Here is a 15,011-nt window from a genome sequence, read left to right on the forward strand (position 1 = left end):
GTCGATGAACAGGAAAACGAGGTCGGGTGGTTGGTGCTCGCTACCCAGGCGAACCACGACCAGCAGGACCAGCAGAAGCAGACGAGCTTGCCAGCGGCCGGTCATCGGAGTCCCGGCTGGTGGGCGGCCAACTGCTGGCGCGCCTGGTTGCAGGTGTCTGCGTCGATCTCGCCCGAGGCGAAGGCGGCGGTCGAGGATCTCCTCGGGAGCCTCTCGCCAAGCCGCTCTGCGCTCGTGGCCGTCTTCGTTGCCGGACGGGTGGTGCGTGAGGCGCACGACTGCCCAGACGACGAGGCCGATCAGCACGATCCACAGCAGGGGCATGAAGGCCGGCCAGGCCCAGCTGCCGCCGTTCCGGTACGACCGCGGTCCAACCCGACTCCCGCTCGATACGTGGGGCGGTCAGTCGTGGGCGATGACGGCGACCGGTGTCACGCAGTGGTGCATCACCCCATGGGCGACGGGACCGATGTGCCCACCGACAGGAGCCCGGCGGCTACGCCGGCCGACGACGACCAGATCCGCGTCGGCCGCGGCATTCACCAACTGCTCCGCAGGAGCCCCGACGAGAGCACTCTCGACGACCTCGACCGACGGGAACTTCCGCCGCCACGGCGCCAGCGTCTCGCTGAGGGCACGGGATACGTCCCGCCCCACCTCCCCCTGGACTCCGGGGTCGATCGTGGGGGCGTAGCTGAGGGCGGGCGCGAGTGACCATCCGTGCACGGCCCGCAGACGGCAGCCACGCAGCGCGGCTTCGTCGAAGGCGAAGGCCAGAACCCTGTCGGAAACCTGGTGGGTGTCCACGCCGACGACCACGTCGCGGTACGGGCCTGTGTGGGCGGGCTGCGGCTCGTTTGCCTGCTTCGGCGCGCGTACGAGGACGACCGGCTGCTCGGTGGCACTTATCGTGGCCATGCCCACCGAACCGATGAGGAAGCCCATCACGCCGCTGAGCCCGCGGGAGCCGAGTACGAGCAGATCTGCTTCACCGGCCTCGACCGACAGGACGGCGGCGGGCCGCCCGGACAGCCGCTGGGTGGCGATCTCAAGGGCAGGGTGGCTGCGTCGCAGCTCGTCAGCGGCATCCCGGTCACCGGAATGGTCACCGAGATCGGCCACTCGTCGGCGTATACGAGGCGCAGGGGCAGTGTGCGCAACAGCGCCTCCCTGGCAGCCCACTTGGCAGCGGCGTGGCTCTCGGGGGACCCGTCGAGGCCGACGTGACGTGGCGAGTCATGGTGCGAACCTCCTTCGGGCCGCGTGTGCGGCCACGCTTCCAGCCTCACCGCCCGGGCCCTGACAGCAGGGGCCGAGGGTCCCCCGCGCGGACCGAACGGCCCTGGTCCTGTTCGGAGCGTCGGCCGGTACGGCGACGCGAGTCACCGCACGCAGCGGTCACGACGACCCGACGCTCCCTCGCGACCGGCCGGCCGGATCGATCCCGCCCATGTCCAGCCGGAAGGGCGGGTACTCGTCCGTCATCAGGCTTGCGTACGCGGCGACCCGCAGCACCCACCGGTTCAGTCCCATGATCAGGTCGAACAGGTCGCGTGGGTACTTCTCCGTGAAGGCGAGGACAACGGCAGCGATCACGGCGAACACGGCGATCAGTCCCAGGCTGCACCACCCGGCGCGACAGCCGCCCTTGAAGAAGCCGATCACGACGTAGTGCGGGATGGCGAGCAGCCACCACTTCACCAGGACGAGACCCCGCGAGAGCCGCTCCGGGTAGGCGATGTCCAGCCGTGCCGGATAGGCCGGCTCCGCGCCGAGGCTGAACGGCGGATAGCGGTCGGTGGCAAGCGCGCCGTACGCGTAATACGAGACCCGCCACGACCAACGCAGCACTCCGACGTTGAAGTCGAACAGAGGCCTCGGATAGCGCTGGGTGAACAGGATCGCGAAGAACGCGACAATGCTGACCAGGACGAAGGCGATCCACAGGAAGAGCAGCACGATGTAGTGCGGGATCACCAGGATCCACTTCACCAGCCACAGCCAGCGCGACAGCGGCGAGTCGAGCACCGCGTCCACTCTGACCGGTCGGTATGACGCCGGGGTCGTCGTCATGGCAGCCAGCTCCTCATGACCGGTCTCAACGTCGTCGGGCGACGGCGCAGTCCGGGTGCAGGCCCTTGGCTCAGGTGGTGTCGTCGACGTCGAACGAGAGCCGCTCCGACACGGAGAGCACGCCGTCCGCGGTGCTGGACATCCGCGCGATCGCGGGGACCAGGCCCTTGTACTGCACGGAGCCGTGCAGCACTACCTGCCCGTCGTTCACCTCGACGGTGATGGCGGACGGGTCCTGCTGTAGGGGCCTTACAAGCACGTCGGACACGATCTCCTGCCGGGATGGCCTCGTCGCCGCGCAGGGAAGATGCCCAGCAGGTCGCGGCGGCTGACGATTCCGAGAAGTCGGCCCTCCTCGCCATCGGCAGCCGCTTGACGTTCTGCACCTCCATGAGCCGTGCCGTCTCAACGACGGTCCACTCCGGCCTGGCGCACACGGCGGGCGCCGACATCAGCTCCTCCGCCTTCGTTCCCTCGTCCTTCGCCCGCTGCCAGGCCTCCGCGTCGGGAACAGGCAACAGCTCGGTGGACACGGCCTGCTCGGAGGTCTTGCGGAGCAAGTCCCCTTCGCAGACGACGCCGAGAGGGCTGGTCCTCGGAATCCACCACCGGCACCGCGGTGATCCTATGGTCCGAGAGCATCTGCATGAGCTCCTTGAACGGGGTGTCCCGCCGTACGCGGATGACGTCGCGGGTCATGAGCCCCCCGACTGTCCGATGTCGCATGTGTGGCTCCTTTCATTCCTGTGCCGTCCTGGAGACCGGGTAGTCGGCGCGCCCAGCAGCCTCGATCGTCGACTTGGTGCCCACCGGATGCACTCCTCGCCACGCACTCTCGGCGCTCGGGCAGCCACACCAGGACGGGGATCTCGCTGCGCTGTTCCAGGGACCCCTCCAAGGTGACGACGTCGTCGACGACACGGACGTCGATCGCGTCGGGCGCGATCCCCAGTGTCCATAAGGATCTCTGACGACGCGGTGGCGAACCTCGGGGTCCGGCCCCCGCCTCCTCACTCCTGTCAGTGCGGTCCGAGACCACGATCCATCGGTCGGCGGCGCGCGTTCGAGGGCCGAACGGGTCTTGTGCCGGGCCGACAGGGCCGGGGCACTCACCGGGACACCGGGCGCGCGCCGCCGTGTCCTGCCGAGCTGCCCAGGGCGGCCGCCTCGATGCGGTGGCGGACGTCGGCCGTCAGGGCCGCCAGCCGCCGGGACACGACCGGCTGGGGCGGCTCGGGATCGTGGATACGCCGCGCGGCCGCCGGGAGGCAGGCCAGGTCGGCGTCCATACGGGCACGGGCGTCTGCCAGAGTGTCGGGCGGCCCGGTCCTGCGGCCACCCCGCATCACTGTGCCGAGCAGGGGCACCGCGCCGTCCGGCAGGTCTTCGTTCCACAGGCCGATCACGTCCGCCCGACCCGGTTGACGGAACACCTGTTTGGGCGCGGGGGCCGTGGCCTTCGCCGAGGAGAGCTTCATGACCGGTCGCCCGTCGTATTCGACGAGCTTGTACGCCGAGTCCAGGTACGGGGCGTCGGCGGCCACGCCGACGCGGGTGCCGACGGCGTACACGTCGATGGGCGCCCCGGCGCGTACGAGCGTGTCGACGGCGTACTCGTCGAGTCCGCCGCTGGCGATGATCCGGACGTCCTGGAGCCCCGCTGCGTCGAGCGTGGCTCGTGCCCTGCGGGCCAGCGCCCCGAGATCGCCGCTGTCGAGACGGATTGCGCATCCGGCTCCGCGCCGCAGATCGTTCAGCACCCGGGCCGCGTTCGCGACTCCGGCGGCGGTGTCGTACGTGTCCACCAGGAAGGTGACCGGTCCGGGATGGGCACGGGCAAAAGCGCGGAAGGCCGTCTCCTCGTCGGGAAACGCCTCGATGTACGAATGCGCCATCGTGCCGGAAGCGGGGATCCCGAGGCGGGCGGCCGCCGCGACGTTGCTGGTGCCCGCGAAGCCGACCAGGGCACCGAGCCGGGCTGCCTGAAAGCCCGCCTGTGGTCCGTGGGTGCGGCGCAGCGAGAAGTCGATCACTGACCGCCCGGCCGCCGCGAGCACGCAGCGGGCCGCCTTCGATGCGACCACCGTCTGATGGCACAGCTGGGTGAGCAGGTACGTCTCGACGAGCTGGGCCTGCGGCAGCGGCGCCGTGACCTCCAGCAGCGGCTCTCCGGCGAACACGAGCCGGCCCTCGGGGACCGCTCTGACCTCGCCGTCGAACTCCAATCCCAGCAACGGCTCCACGTCCCGGACGGGTCGGTGGAGAGCCTTGGCGAACTCCCGCACGTCCTCGGGACCGACACGGAAACCGGACAGGTAATCGAGAGCAGGCTCGAGCCCGGCCGCGACCAGGAATCCCCGGTCAGGGGGCAGCTCCCGGACGAAGAGGCTGAAGGTGGCAGGCGCGCGCATCCCTTCCCGGACGTACGACATGGCCATCGTCACCTCGTACAGATCGGTGGTGGTGACGTCAGACATGGTGACCGCCGCCCTCTGCGACCGGATCGGCCGACGTGTGCACGGTGTCGTCCCACGCATAGGTGAGCCCGTCGACCACCTCCACGACGCCGTCGACGCTTTCGCACAACCGTACGGTGGTCAGGGCAAGACTCCTGCGCTCCACGGCGCCGCTGAGTGTCACCCGTCCGTCGCTGACATCCGCCGTCAGGGCACTCGGCGACGACCGAAGCGTGCGGGTGAGGACGTCCTCGAGGATCTCCTCCTGGATCGCTCGGTCGCGCCGCGGAAACAGCTGCAGCAGATCACTGCGGCTGATCACACCGGCGAGGCGGCCTCCGTCGTCCGCCACGGGCAGCCGCTTGATCCCGTTCTTCTCCATCACCCTGGCTGCCCTGATCACGCTCCATCCGGGCTGTGCCACCACAGCGGGGCCCGCGATCAGCCATTCGGCGGTGCCGGCGCTCTCCTTGGTCGTCTGTCTGCGCAGCAGATCCGCTTCCGAGACCACACCCGCGGGCCGCTCGTCGTCGTCGACCACCGGAACGGCGGTGATGCCGAGCTCGTCGAGCAGTCGAGCGTTCCCCTTGAATGCTGTACCGCGTCGGACGGCCACAACCTGGGGCGTCATCAGGTCGGCCACACTGCGATGCCTCATCGCTCGCCAGTCCCTTCCGGGCGTCCAGGAACATGCTGCTTCCGTTCACCAGCGTGGGACGGTCGGGACGCTGTCGCAAAGGGCCGAGGGGGCCCGTCGACGGACCGAACGGATCACTGGCAAAGGGGCAGCGGGCCTTCGGCCCGACCCGGCTCTGCGGCCCTCACGCGCCCCGAGCCGCGAGGGCTGCTGATCGATCACCTGAACCCTGTTACAGGGTGACGCCGGCCGTCGTCAGGCAAGCGATCCATGCTCTCGCTGCCCGGGCTCCGGGTAGCCGAGTTGTTGCCCAGCGTGATGGTGATCTCGGGAGGGACTTCGAGCCTGTTCTTGACGGTGCAATGTGAGATCACCGCCTGGAACGCCCCGGCGCGGGACGGGGGCAGTTCCAGGACGTCCACGGAGATGGTCAGCGAACCGACCCGCGCCGGGCGCTCGGAAGCCATCGTGCAGTCCGCGGTGACGCGCGGTCCCTTCCGGGGGATGCCGTGCCGGTCGAGAAAACGCCCGGCGTAGTGCGCAGTGCGCGACGTCACCGCTGCCACGAACAGTTCCACCGGCGTGGGGGCGGTGTCGTGGTCACAGTCCGTCGGGCTGATCAACCGTCAGTACGTGCCCTCGTACCGTGATTTCGTAGGGGTCGCCGGAGATGGGAACGGCCTCGGCATGTCCCGGCGGGCGCGGCTCCGGTGGCGCGACGGCCTCGGCCTGGAACAGCAGAAGCCCGGTGATGCGTCTCGCCTCCTCGGGGGTCAAGGGCGCCCAGACCTCGCCCACGTGATAGGGCTCGCACACGGTGTCCAGCACCACGCGGCCCATCTCGGCGGGCAGCCCCTCGGGCACGAATCTGGATGGCTCTGTCAGGTGGGGCGTGCCGCTTTCGGAGTAATGGCTGGGTCAGCTGGTTGGTCGTGCCACGCTGTGATCTTGTTTGATCACGGTCGTGCCAGGAGGCCGAGATGTACCGCTCGCGTGGGTGGGTGTATGGATGGATTCGTCGCGATTGCCGCGCGGATCCCATGGTCTCGGCCCGGCCTTGGCCCTGCGGTACCGGGTGCCGAACCCCATGGCACAGGCACTGGCGTCGCCAGATCCCTTGTGCGGGAGAAGCCGCCGCCACGGAAATTTGTGCTGGAGCAGATGGCGGACTTCAGCCAGCGGCGTACTCGACCATCCGCGACTACGTGCGTAAACGGCGACCGCAGATCGTGCTGAAGGGCACGGTGCCGCAGAAGAACGCCCCTGGCGAGGAGACCATCCGCTGTACGACCGCTGCCCTGGGGCAACGAGCTCGCCTGGGCGAGTTCGGTACCTGAACCTGGACAAGAAGCCGTCAACGCCTTGTTCAGCAGTGGGACAAGCTTCACCGACCCGAGGCGCTGTGCGGCGATCGCCGACCAGCCCACGTGCAAAGGCAGTCTGATCCAGACCGCACACCCTGCTGGTCCCCGACCAAGCCTGCGCTGCGGTCATCGGCGACGTCGTCGGCCACGATCTCCAGGCCGCAGCCGCCATGGCCCAGACCCGCAACATGCTGCGCGCCCTCCTCTACGACAGACATACCCCGCCCAGCGTCGTCCTCAGCCAGCTCGACCGCACCCTCCAGGCCATCACCGACAGCCCCGTCACCACCGCATGCCTTGCACGCATCGAACCCGTCCAACCGGCCGGTTGGACGCTGGGCTGGAGCACCGCAGGCCACCCCCCACCACTCCTGATGGCTCCAGACCGCCGGACTTGCTACCTTCATGCCGACCCCGACTTGCCCCTCGGCGTCGACATCGCTCTCTCGCGCCACGATCACACTCACCCCCTGCTCGCCGGAGCCACGGTGATCTTCTTCACCGACGGGCTCGTCGAACACCGTGAGCATCCGGTTGAAGAGAGGCTGGAACGCCTCGCAGCCATTGCTGCCGCACACGCCGCCATGCCCCTGCACGACTTCGTGCAAGCATGGGCCGACCGTCACCCCAGCGACGGCCGCGACGACATGGCCATCCTTGCCCTACGCACCCCGCAAAGGCCCGGGCAGACGCAGAAGGAACACCATCCACCGAGCAACGCCCGTCGGGGACGCGGCCCGGGGGACCGGTCACCGACCATCCAACGAGCAGCCAGCCCGCATCACCGCCACCACTCACGGCTTCTTGGCTGAGCGGCCGGAATTGATCGGGGCGGCTCCCATTCTCGTTGCCGACCGCGAACCTGTGACGGAGTCCATCGGCTCCACGGACGGAGCGGAGTGGCTCGTGATCAATTTGTCCGTGTGGCTCTCGTTCACCCTGCCGAAAACACCGTGTGAGTGTGGGATCGCGGTAGCGGGGTTCCACCGGGGTGTCGGCCGTCCATTACAGATGTCCTGCCCGCTCCCCGAGCGAAATGATACGTCTGTATCGGATGGGTGCTCACCCCCCTTAAAGCCCTTGGGAGAGGAGGAGTTCGTGCGCCAGCCGCGCGCCTCGGGCTGCCCGCTTCTCCATCTCAGTGTCCTCTGAGGGGATGTCCTCCAGCCCTTCGGCCAGTGCTCTGATGGCCTGTGCGAGGACCTGCACCTGCGACTCCAGGATGCGCAGCCTTTCGTGCTCGTTCGGGACAACGTTCTCAGTCATCTCAGGTCTCCATCCTTTGTACGCTCGACGAGGAAGTCGGCACTGCCGGACAGTGTGGTGAGGTGCACCGTGTCCTCGTCGTCGATGCGTATGCCGGTACGTTCGCTGAGGATCTCGACGAAGCTCAGGAAGTCCAGCGAGTCCATTTCGAGGGCGTCGCGGAACGTGTCGTCCGGTCCCAAGGCGGCGAAGTCGGCGTCGGGGATGACGCGGGCGATCGACTCCTTGACCACGTCCAGTGCTTCGGTTCGGTTCACAGCTGCTCCGGGTTCTGCAGGAGGAGGTCTACCGCCCTCAGATAGCGTGCCCCGACGGCGCCGTCCGTCGCTCGGTGGTCCGCCGACAGGGTGGCCGTGACCACGGGCCGTACACCCAGCAGGCCGTCGACAGCGCACGGCCGGTCGACCACCCGCCCGAAGCCGACCAGGGACACTTGTGGCGGGTAGATCACGCCGAAGACCGATTCCACGCCCTGATCGCCGAGATTGGTGACCGTGATCGTGGAGTCGGATACTTCCGATCCGCGCAGCCGACCCGTGCGGGCGCGGGCGACCAAGTCCTTCAAGGCGGTCATCAGCTGGAGGAGTTCGAGCCTGTCGGCGTCGTGCAGGGCGGGGGCGACAAGCCCGCCGCCGCGCAGGGACACCGCCACGCCGAGGTGTACGCCGTCGCCGGCCGTGAAGTGGTCGTCGGTCCAGAAGCCGTTGAGCTCGGGGACCTCGCGAGCTGCGCGGGCCGCGGCCTTGAGCAGCAGGGCTGCGGGAAGCAGTCGCTCGGTGACCGGGCTGCGCCGGTTGTGCTCGTGCAGCCAGTCCATGGCGGCGGCCATGTCGACGGTCGTGGACAGGTAGTAGTGCGGGATGTCGCGGTTGGCGCGGGTCATCAGGCCTGCAATCGCCTGACGCATGGCCGTCGCCCGGTCTTCGGAAGGGTGCGCAGGGGCGGCGACGTCGCGCGAGGGAGGGGCCGCGGTCGCCGGGCCCGGGGCTGCCCTGCGCACATCCGCGGCACGGACGGCGGAGTCCTTGCCGGTCCCTGTCACCGCGGCCAGGTCGACGTCCAGTTCGGCGGCGAGCCGCCGGGCCAGGGGGGTGGCTCGTACGCGCAATGGCTGAGCAGCCGTCGCGGCGGCCGCCGCCCGCTCGACGTCGGTTCGGGTGACACGCCCTCCGCGCCCGGATCCGTGGAGGGTATCCAGGTCGATGCCGCTGCGCTCCGCGAAGTGCCGAAGCAAGGGGCCCGTTTCGGTGTGCCCGCGTTCGTGGGCAGCGGACGGCGCAGGCACCCTGGCGGGTTCGAGCCGGGTGGGGGGCGTCACGCGGGTCGGCGCCGACCGGACCGGTCGCTTCTTCTCGGCCTTATCGGGCTTCCGACGTTTCTCGCGTTTCTCGGGTGCTTCTGCAGCCGGCTCGATCAGCGCGAGCGCCGTGCCGACCGGCACAGTCGTGCCTGGTTCGACGAGCAGCTTCCCCATCATCCCGGTCTCGAAGCACTCCACCTCGATCGTTGATTTCGCGGTTTCGACGACCGCGACGGCATCGCCTTTGTGGACCTGGTCACCGGGCTGTACCAGCCATTCCTGGAGCGTGCCCTCGTCCATGTCGGCGCCCAGGGAGGGCATGGTGAACTCGGCCATGGTCAGTCCACCGCCCGGTGTGCTGCCGCGACGATGTCGGCGGTCTGCGGCAGGGCCGCCTCCTCGAGCCGCCGGGCATATGGAATGGGGACTTCCGCGCTGCACACCCGCTGCACGGGGGCGTCCAGTTCGTAGAGCGATCGCTCGGCGATGCGGGCGGACACCTCCGCGGCGAGGCTTCCGGTGCGCCATGCCTCGTCGATGACCACTACGCGGTGGGTACGGGCCACGGAGGAGGTGATGGCGGCGTCGTCGAGCGGCCGGAGCGTGCGCAGGTCGATCACCTCTGCGCTGATGCCTTCGGTGGACAGCTCGTCCGCCGCCGCGAGTGCCTTGGGCAGCGACCCCCCGTACGTGATCAGGGAAATGTCGCTGCCGGGCCTGCGGATCGCGGCGTGGTCCAGGTCCACCGGAGCGGTGGACGGGGCGAGTTCACCGGAGGCGTTGTAGAGGCTTCCGTGTTCGAAGATCAGTACGGGGTCGGGGTCGGCCAGTGCCGGGGCCAGCATGTAGCGCGCGTCCTCGATGGTGGCCGGTGCGAGGACGCGGATGCCGGGGATGTGCGCGTACCAGCCCTCCAGGCTGTGCGAGTGCTGTGCGGCGAGCTGTCGTCCTGCGCCCGTCGTCATGCGGATCACCAGCGGCACGGGCAGCTGGCCGCCCGACATGTGCAGCAGCGTGGCGGCGTTGTTGAGGATCTGGTCGAGGGCGAGCAGGCTGAAGTTGACGGTCATGATCTCGACGATGGGCCGCATCCCGGTCAAGGCCGCGCCGATGCCGGCGCCCACGAAAGCGGACTCCGACAGCGGGGTGTCGCGGACCCGTTCCGGCCCGAACTCCTCCAGCAGGCCGAGGCTGACGCCGAAGCATCCGCCGTACCGGCCCACGTCCTCGCCCATGAGAAAGACGCGGTCATCGGAGCGCAGAGCCTCCCGAAGAGCCTCCCGCATCGCTTCCCGGTAGGTGGTCTTCCGCTCCTGCAGTTGCCCGCCGGTGCCCATGGTCAAGTCACCTCCACCGGAGCACTGGTGACATGGCGGAGCAGGTTTTCGATCGGCTCCTCGGGCGCCTGTTCGGCGGCTTCGACGGCGTGGTCGATCTCGTCGGTGACCCGGTGCTCGATCCCGGCGAGCTCCTTGTCGCCCAGCTCACCGTTCTTGCGCATGCGGTCCACGAGGCGGGTGATCGGGTCCCGGTTCTTCCATTGCTCGACCTCCTCCTTGTCCCGGTAGCGGTCCGGGTCGTACATGGAGTGGGCGCGGAAGCGGTAGGTGCGCAGCTCGAGGAAGTGAGGTCCGGCTCCTGCCCGGATGGCTTCGGCGGCCCGGCGGGCGGCCTGCTCGACGGCTTCGACGTCCATGCCGTCCACGGCCCAGGCGACCATGCCGTAGGAGGCGGCGCGCATGGCCAGGTCGGTCTGTGCCTCGTGCCGCTCGATGGCTGTGCCCATGGCGTAGAGGTTGTTCTCGCAGACGAGCAGCAGCGGCAGATCCCACAGGGCTGCGAGGTTCGCCGTCTCGTGGAACTCGCCCTCGGCGAAGGCCCCGTCGCCGAAGAAGCAGCAGGTGACGCGGGGCTGTGCGCGCATGCGGTCGGTGAGGGCGAGGCCGGCGGCCAGGGGGAGACCGCCGGCGACGATCGCGTTGCCGCCGTAGAAGCGGCGGCTCGCGTCGAACAGATGCATCGATCCGCCCCGGCCTCCGCTGCAGCCGGTCGTCCTGCCGTACATCTCGGCCATGACGGCCTCGGCGGGGATACCGCGGGCGAGCGCGTGGCCGTGCTCGCGGTAAGTGGAGACGACCGCGTCCTGGGGGGTCAGTGCCTCGTTGACGCCGACGGCGACGGCCTCCTCGCCGATGTAGAGGTGGACGAAGCCGCGGATCTTGGCGGCGCTGTACAGCTCGACGCATCGTTCCTCGAAGCGCCGGATGCGCATCATGGCCCCCAGCAGGTTCACCTTGTGCTCGATGGCAGGCCGGTCGGCAGGAAGCTCTGACGCCGTGCTGTGCCTGCTCGTCGGGGCCTTCTTCGCAGGCTGCGGGGTCGCCGGGGTCTTTCGGGTGCGGGTGCCGCGTGCGGGGCTCATGCGGATCCCTCCAGGGTGGACAGGTCGCCGGTGGGCAGGCCGAGTTCACGGGCGCGCAGCAGTCGGCGCATGACCTTGCCGCTGCGGGTCTTGGGCAGGTTCTGGTCGAAGGCGATTTCTCGGGGTGCGACGGCGGGGCCCAGCCTGCGGCGGGCGAAGGCCAGCAGCTCGCGTTCCAGGTCCGGGGCCGGCTCGATACCGGGGCGCAGCGACACGAAGGCTTTGACGATGTTTCCGGCTACGGGGTCCGGCCGTCCGATGACTCCGGCTTCGGCGACCGCCGGGTGTTCCATGAGCGCGCTCTCCACCTCGAACGGGCCGATCAGGTGGCCTGCCGACTTGATGACGTCGTCGGCGCGCCCCACGAACCAGTACCAACCGTCCGCATCCCGCCTGGCCAAGTCGCCGGTCAGGTACCAGCCGCCGGCGAACGCGGCGTCGTAACGTTCCTTGTCGTGCAGATAGCTGCGGAACATGGACGGCCAGCCCGGCCGCAGCGCCAACTCGCCTTCTACATCCGGGTTCTCCACTTCTGAGACCCTGCCGTCGGTGATCAGCGCCCGGCCGTCTTCCCCGCGCCTGAGCACGGCCGCCTCGACGCCCGGCAGCGGCCGCCCCATCGAGCCGGGCCGGATGTCGCATGCCGCGAAGTTCGCGATCATGATGCAACCGGTCTCGGTCTGCCACCAGTTGTCGTGAACCGGCAGGCCCAGCACCTCCTGGCCCCACACCACGGCCTCGGGGTTGAGCGGCTCGCCGACGGAGGCGATGAACCGAAGGGCCGACAGGTCGTACGAGCGCGGCAGGTCGTACGGGCCTTGGCGGGGTGTGGCGCGCATGAGCATCCGCAGGGCTGTGGGTGCCGTGTACCAGACGCTGACCCGCTGTTCACCGAGGATCCGGTACCAGCGCCGGGCATCGTAGTCGCCCGCGTCGACGACGACGGTCACGCCGTGGACGAGCGGGGCGATGATGCCGTACGACGTGCCGGTGACCCATCCGGGGTCGGCGGTGCACCAGTACACGTCCTCGGGGTGCAGATCGAGTGCGTAGGCGGCTGTGGCGTAGTGGGCGACCACCGCCTCGTGGACATGGACCGCACCCTTGGGGGTGCCGGTCGTGCCACTCGTGAAGTGCAGCAGAGCCATGTCCTCCGGCGAGGTCAGCGGGATGGTGAAGCTGTCGGAGGCAGCGGACATCAATTCGTCGAAGGAGACCGCGCCGGGCAGCTCCTCGGCACCCTGCCCCACGATGAGAACGTGCTCAAGCCCGGGAAGCGACGCCCGGCGCTCGGCTACCTTGCGCCGGTACAGGGCCGCGGTGGTGACCAGGACCCGGGCGTCGCCGAGACGCAGCCGCTGCTCCACTGGGTCAGGGCCGAATGCAGAGAAGAGCGGGCACAGCACGCTGGTGTTCTTCAGCGTGCCCAGCACCGCCGTGTAGAGCTCGGGACAGCGGCCGAGCAGGGTGAACACCCGGTCCCCAGGACCGACGCCGAGCGACCGCAAGACGTTGGCGAAACGGGCCGTATGGCGGGCCAATTCGGCGTAGGTGACAGTCGAGACGGAGTTGTCGCGGGCGATGCACCGCAGCGCGACCTTGTCCCGTGATGGGGAACGGGCGTGCCGGTCGACCGCCTCGTGTGCGATGTTCAGCCCGCCGCCGGGCAGCCCGGCCAGCGCATGACGTGCGTGCGACCAGGTGAAATCGGAACGAGCCTGGTCGTAGTCGGCGAGATTCGGTGTGACACCCGGTGCGGTGTCCTTACGGATCGTCTCCCTGTGCATGGGCGCTCCTCCCGATGCATGCCTCTGCCTCCAGAGTCGCCGAGCCTGGCCCGGGCCGCACTGCGACTGGCCCTGATCGGGACTCGGGACCGGTCACGAATGAGGCGGCCGCAGAATGCTGCCGTGATTCATGGAGCTGAGGCCGCCGGCTCGCGCGGGCCCGAGGCGATCGCCGAGATCACCAGCCTCCTCGGGCCCCGGCGACAGCAGCCGTCAAATAGGTCCTTGATATCCCTGACCCTGCCGACGGCCCACGGAGCCCCTTTTGCCTGGGTGATGCATGGCGGGGAGAGGTGCCGAGTACTCGTCTCGCTACAGGGTGCTTCTCCTGCGCTATGCGGCGGCGTTGACGCCGGTGATGAGGTGTTGTTGTGCCTCGATGAGGCCGCAGATCTTTGTGCTTCCGTTGTCCGGAGAATTGCAGCTGCCACAAATGGTCAGGTTGCCGAAGACGTACTGCTCGTGACCGCCCAGGGCTGCCACGACAGGGGAAGCGACCCGGTTGGGCGGGTATGCATCGCGGCTCAGAGCGGACGCGTTACCGACGTGGCCATGAAGACCTTGTCCACCCCACGAGGCGCGGTGGTTGGGAAACGCGGAGAGGACACCGTTCTGTGGATCGGCGTCCCTGCACATCTGGTCCGGAACGCCGTCACGGAACTCCAAGCTGCCGTCGGGGGCTGACCAGGGCGTAGATACCCGTCATGGGTGGGAACCTCCTTCGACTACCAGAGGTCGGCTTGCTCGAGGATCCGCAAGGGAAGCGGGCGGATGGGCGACCAAGCCTGTCCGCCCTTCGCATGGGCGTGCTGCCCCTGCCTGTCAGGTCTCAGTGATCTCGATGCGCCGTGGCTCGGCGCTTCGGCCTTGGGAACGGTCACGGTGAGTATCCCGTCGGCCAGGGTCGCTTTGATCTCTCGACCACGGTCAACAGCTGCTGGAGGCCGCCGATCGTGACATCGGGGGGCGGGGCACACCCTCGACCCGGCGGACCACTCGCCTCGTGGGCGGGGGCCCATGCGACCACGGATGGCGTAGTGACCAGATGTCGCGGGTGCCCGGCATGGGCTGGGGGAACCCGCCCCGGGGGGTAGCAGCTCCGTCCCCGCCAAGGGCAGGCGCGCTGCGCACCGGAAGTAGGGAGGGTGCCCGAGGATCTGCGTACTCGGATGTAACGGCTTCTGTAGCAGCCTTCCCTGGTGGCGGTGAATTCGGCGCGGCCGAGGCGTGGGCGCCGCTGGCCAAATTTCGCGGACACCGAGGATGCGTACCTGGTGGAGCTGGAGCTTCCCGGTGTGGGCAAGGACCACACCGTGGAGGCTACCGACTCCGAGCTGGATATCCACGGCGAGACAGCAGAAAGGGAAAGCAACCGCGTTGTCCGGCGACACATCCGATACATCGGGCAGTTCGACTACTGCACGAGTCTGCCGGCGAATTCCGGCACCGAGTACATCAGCGGGGAGCTGATCAACGGAGTCCTCGCCGTGCGCGTCCCGAAAGCCGAGTAGGCCAGACCCACACCGCATCGAGATCACCTGCTGAGTCAGGGCCGGGAAGTCGCCAAGGTCTGTGCGGGCTGCGGCGGGCTGGCGTTCCCGTCTGCGCTCGGCGAAGGTCTCCGGTCCAGCCTTCGGCTCTTGCTTCGAGGCGGGTCCTGCGATGTCTCACGTGCCGGTGGGGGAACTGCGGGAGTCGTCTGTTCG

14 protein-coding genes and 2 pseudogenes are annotated in these 15,011 nt (G+C 68.9%); 3 read left to right on the forward strand and 13 right to left on the reverse strand.

Translation table 11 applies throughout. The features are described 5' to 3' along the window. Positions 1 to 402: 402 nt before the first annotated feature. The 7 genes and pseudogenes from ABZ208_RS35850 to ABZ208_RS35880 all read right to left on the reverse strand — a co-directional run bounded on the left by ABZ208_RS35850 (position 403) and on the right by ABZ208_RS35880 (position 6,030). A complete protein-coding gene (locus tag ABZ208_RS35850) occupies positions 403 to 1,122 on the reverse strand; it encodes a universal stress protein (RefSeq protein ID WP_356913638.1) in 720 nt (239 codons plus the stop codon). Positions 1,123 to 1,398: 276 nt separating this feature from the next. Beyond that, entirely contained in the window at positions 1,399 to 2,073 is a 675-nt protein-coding gene (locus ABZ208_RS35855) for a DUF4389 domain-containing protein (RefSeq protein WP_356913639.1), read from the reverse strand. Positions 2,074 to 2,143: 70 nt separating this feature from the next. Next, positions 2,144 to 2,799, reverse strand: a pseudogene (locus tag ABZ208_RS35860) (CBS domain-containing protein). Positions 2,800 to 3,182: 383 nt separating this feature from the next. Beyond that, positions 3,183 to 4,550, reverse strand: a complete 1,368-nt coding sequence (locus tag ABZ208_RS35865) for a nicotinate phosphoribosyltransferase (protein WP_356913640.1) — start codon at positions 4,548 to 4,550, stop codon at positions 3,183 to 3,185. After that, positions 4,543 to 5,187 carry a CBS domain-containing protein gene (locus ABZ208_RS35870; RefSeq protein ID WP_356913641.1) on the reverse strand — a complete coding sequence of 215 codons (645 nt, stop codon included), beginning with the start codon at positions 5,185 to 5,187 and terminating at the stop codon, positions 4,543 to 4,545. Before ABZ208_RS35870 ends, ABZ208_RS35865 begins: the two co-directional genes overlap by 8 nt. 197 nt (positions 5,188 to 5,384) lie before the next feature. Further along, complete coding sequence (locus ABZ208_RS35875; RefSeq protein ID WP_356913642.1) at positions 5,385 to 5,789, reverse strand: OsmC family protein; 405 nt, start codon at positions 5,787 to 5,789, stop codon at positions 5,385 to 5,387. After that, positions 5,767 to 6,030, reverse strand: a complete 264-nt coding sequence (locus ABZ208_RS35880) for a hypothetical protein (protein WP_356913643.1) — start codon at positions 6,028 to 6,030, stop codon at positions 5,767 to 5,769. The genes ABZ208_RS35875 and ABZ208_RS35880 overlap by 23 nt, the downstream gene beginning before the upstream one ends. A 341-nt stretch (positions 6,031 to 6,371) precedes the next feature. Between ABZ208_RS35880 and ABZ208_RS35885 the strand changes: the two genes are divergently transcribed. After that, a complete protein-coding gene (locus ABZ208_RS35885) occupies positions 6,372 to 6,503 on the forward strand; it encodes a hypothetical protein (protein ID WP_356913644.1) in 132 nt (43 codons plus the stop codon). A 122-nt stretch (positions 6,504 to 6,625) separates the two neighbouring features. Next, positions 6,626 to 7,204, forward strand: a pseudogene (locus ABZ208_RS35890) (PP2C family protein-serine/threonine phosphatase); the annotation flags it as partial. A gap of 397 nt (positions 7,205 to 7,601) precedes the next feature. On the opposite strand, the gene ABZ208_RS35895 reads toward ABZ208_RS35890, so the two are convergent. Genes ABZ208_RS35895 through acsA form a run of 6 tightly spaced genes read right to left on the reverse strand, consistent with a single transcriptional unit; the run spans position 7,602 to position 13,305 of the window. Beyond that, a complete protein-coding gene (locus ABZ208_RS35895; protein WP_356913645.1) occupies positions 7,602 to 7,796 on the reverse strand; it encodes a hypothetical protein in 195 nt (64 codons plus the stop codon). Beyond that, on the reverse strand, positions 7,793 to 8,053 hold the full coding sequence (locus ABZ208_RS35900) for an acyl carrier protein (RefSeq protein WP_356913646.1): 261 nt from the start codon (positions 8,051 to 8,053) through the stop codon (positions 7,793 to 7,795). The genes ABZ208_RS35895 and ABZ208_RS35900 overlap by 4 nt, the downstream gene beginning before the upstream one ends. Next, a complete protein-coding gene (locus ABZ208_RS35905) occupies positions 8,050 to 9,432 on the reverse strand; it encodes a 2-oxo acid dehydrogenase subunit E2 (RefSeq protein WP_356913647.1) in 1,383 nt (460 codons plus the stop codon). Before ABZ208_RS35905 ends, ABZ208_RS35900 begins: the two co-directional genes overlap by 4 nt. Positions 9,433 to 9,434: 2 nt before the next feature. Further along, positions 9,435 to 10,433 carry an alpha-ketoacid dehydrogenase subunit beta gene (locus tag ABZ208_RS35910; RefSeq protein ID WP_356913651.1) on the reverse strand — a complete coding sequence of 333 codons (999 nt, stop codon included), beginning with the start codon at positions 10,431 to 10,433 and terminating at the stop codon, positions 9,435 to 9,437. 2 nt (positions 10,434 to 10,435) lie between these two features. Further along, on the reverse strand, positions 10,436 to 11,518 hold the full coding sequence (gene pdhA, locus ABZ208_RS35915; protein ID WP_356913648.1) for a pyruvate dehydrogenase (acetyl-transferring) E1 component subunit alpha: 1,083 nt from the start codon (positions 11,516 to 11,518) through the stop codon (positions 10,436 to 10,438). Beyond that, positions 11,515 to 13,305 carry an acetate--CoA ligase gene (gene acsA / locus ABZ208_RS35920; RefSeq protein ID WP_356913649.1) on the reverse strand — a complete coding sequence of 597 codons (1,791 nt, stop codon included), beginning with the start codon at positions 13,303 to 13,305 and terminating at the stop codon, positions 11,515 to 11,517. Before acsA ends, pdhA begins: the two co-directional genes overlap by 4 nt. A gap of 1,274 nt (positions 13,306 to 14,579) precedes the next feature. Between acsA and ABZ208_RS35925 the strand changes: the two genes are divergently transcribed. Next, positions 14,580 to 14,816 (forward strand): Hsp20/alpha crystallin family protein, encoded by a 237-nt coding sequence (locus ABZ208_RS35925; RefSeq protein ID WP_356913650.1) that lies wholly within the window; start codon positions 14,580 to 14,582, stop codon positions 14,814 to 14,816. The last annotated feature ends 195 nt before the right edge of the window (positions 14,817 to 15,011 follow it).

The sequence above is a fragment of the Streptomyces sp. NPDC006208 genome, assembly GCF_040613775.1.
Lineage (GTDB): Bacteria > Actinomycetota > Actinomycetes > Streptomycetales > Streptomycetaceae > Streptomyces.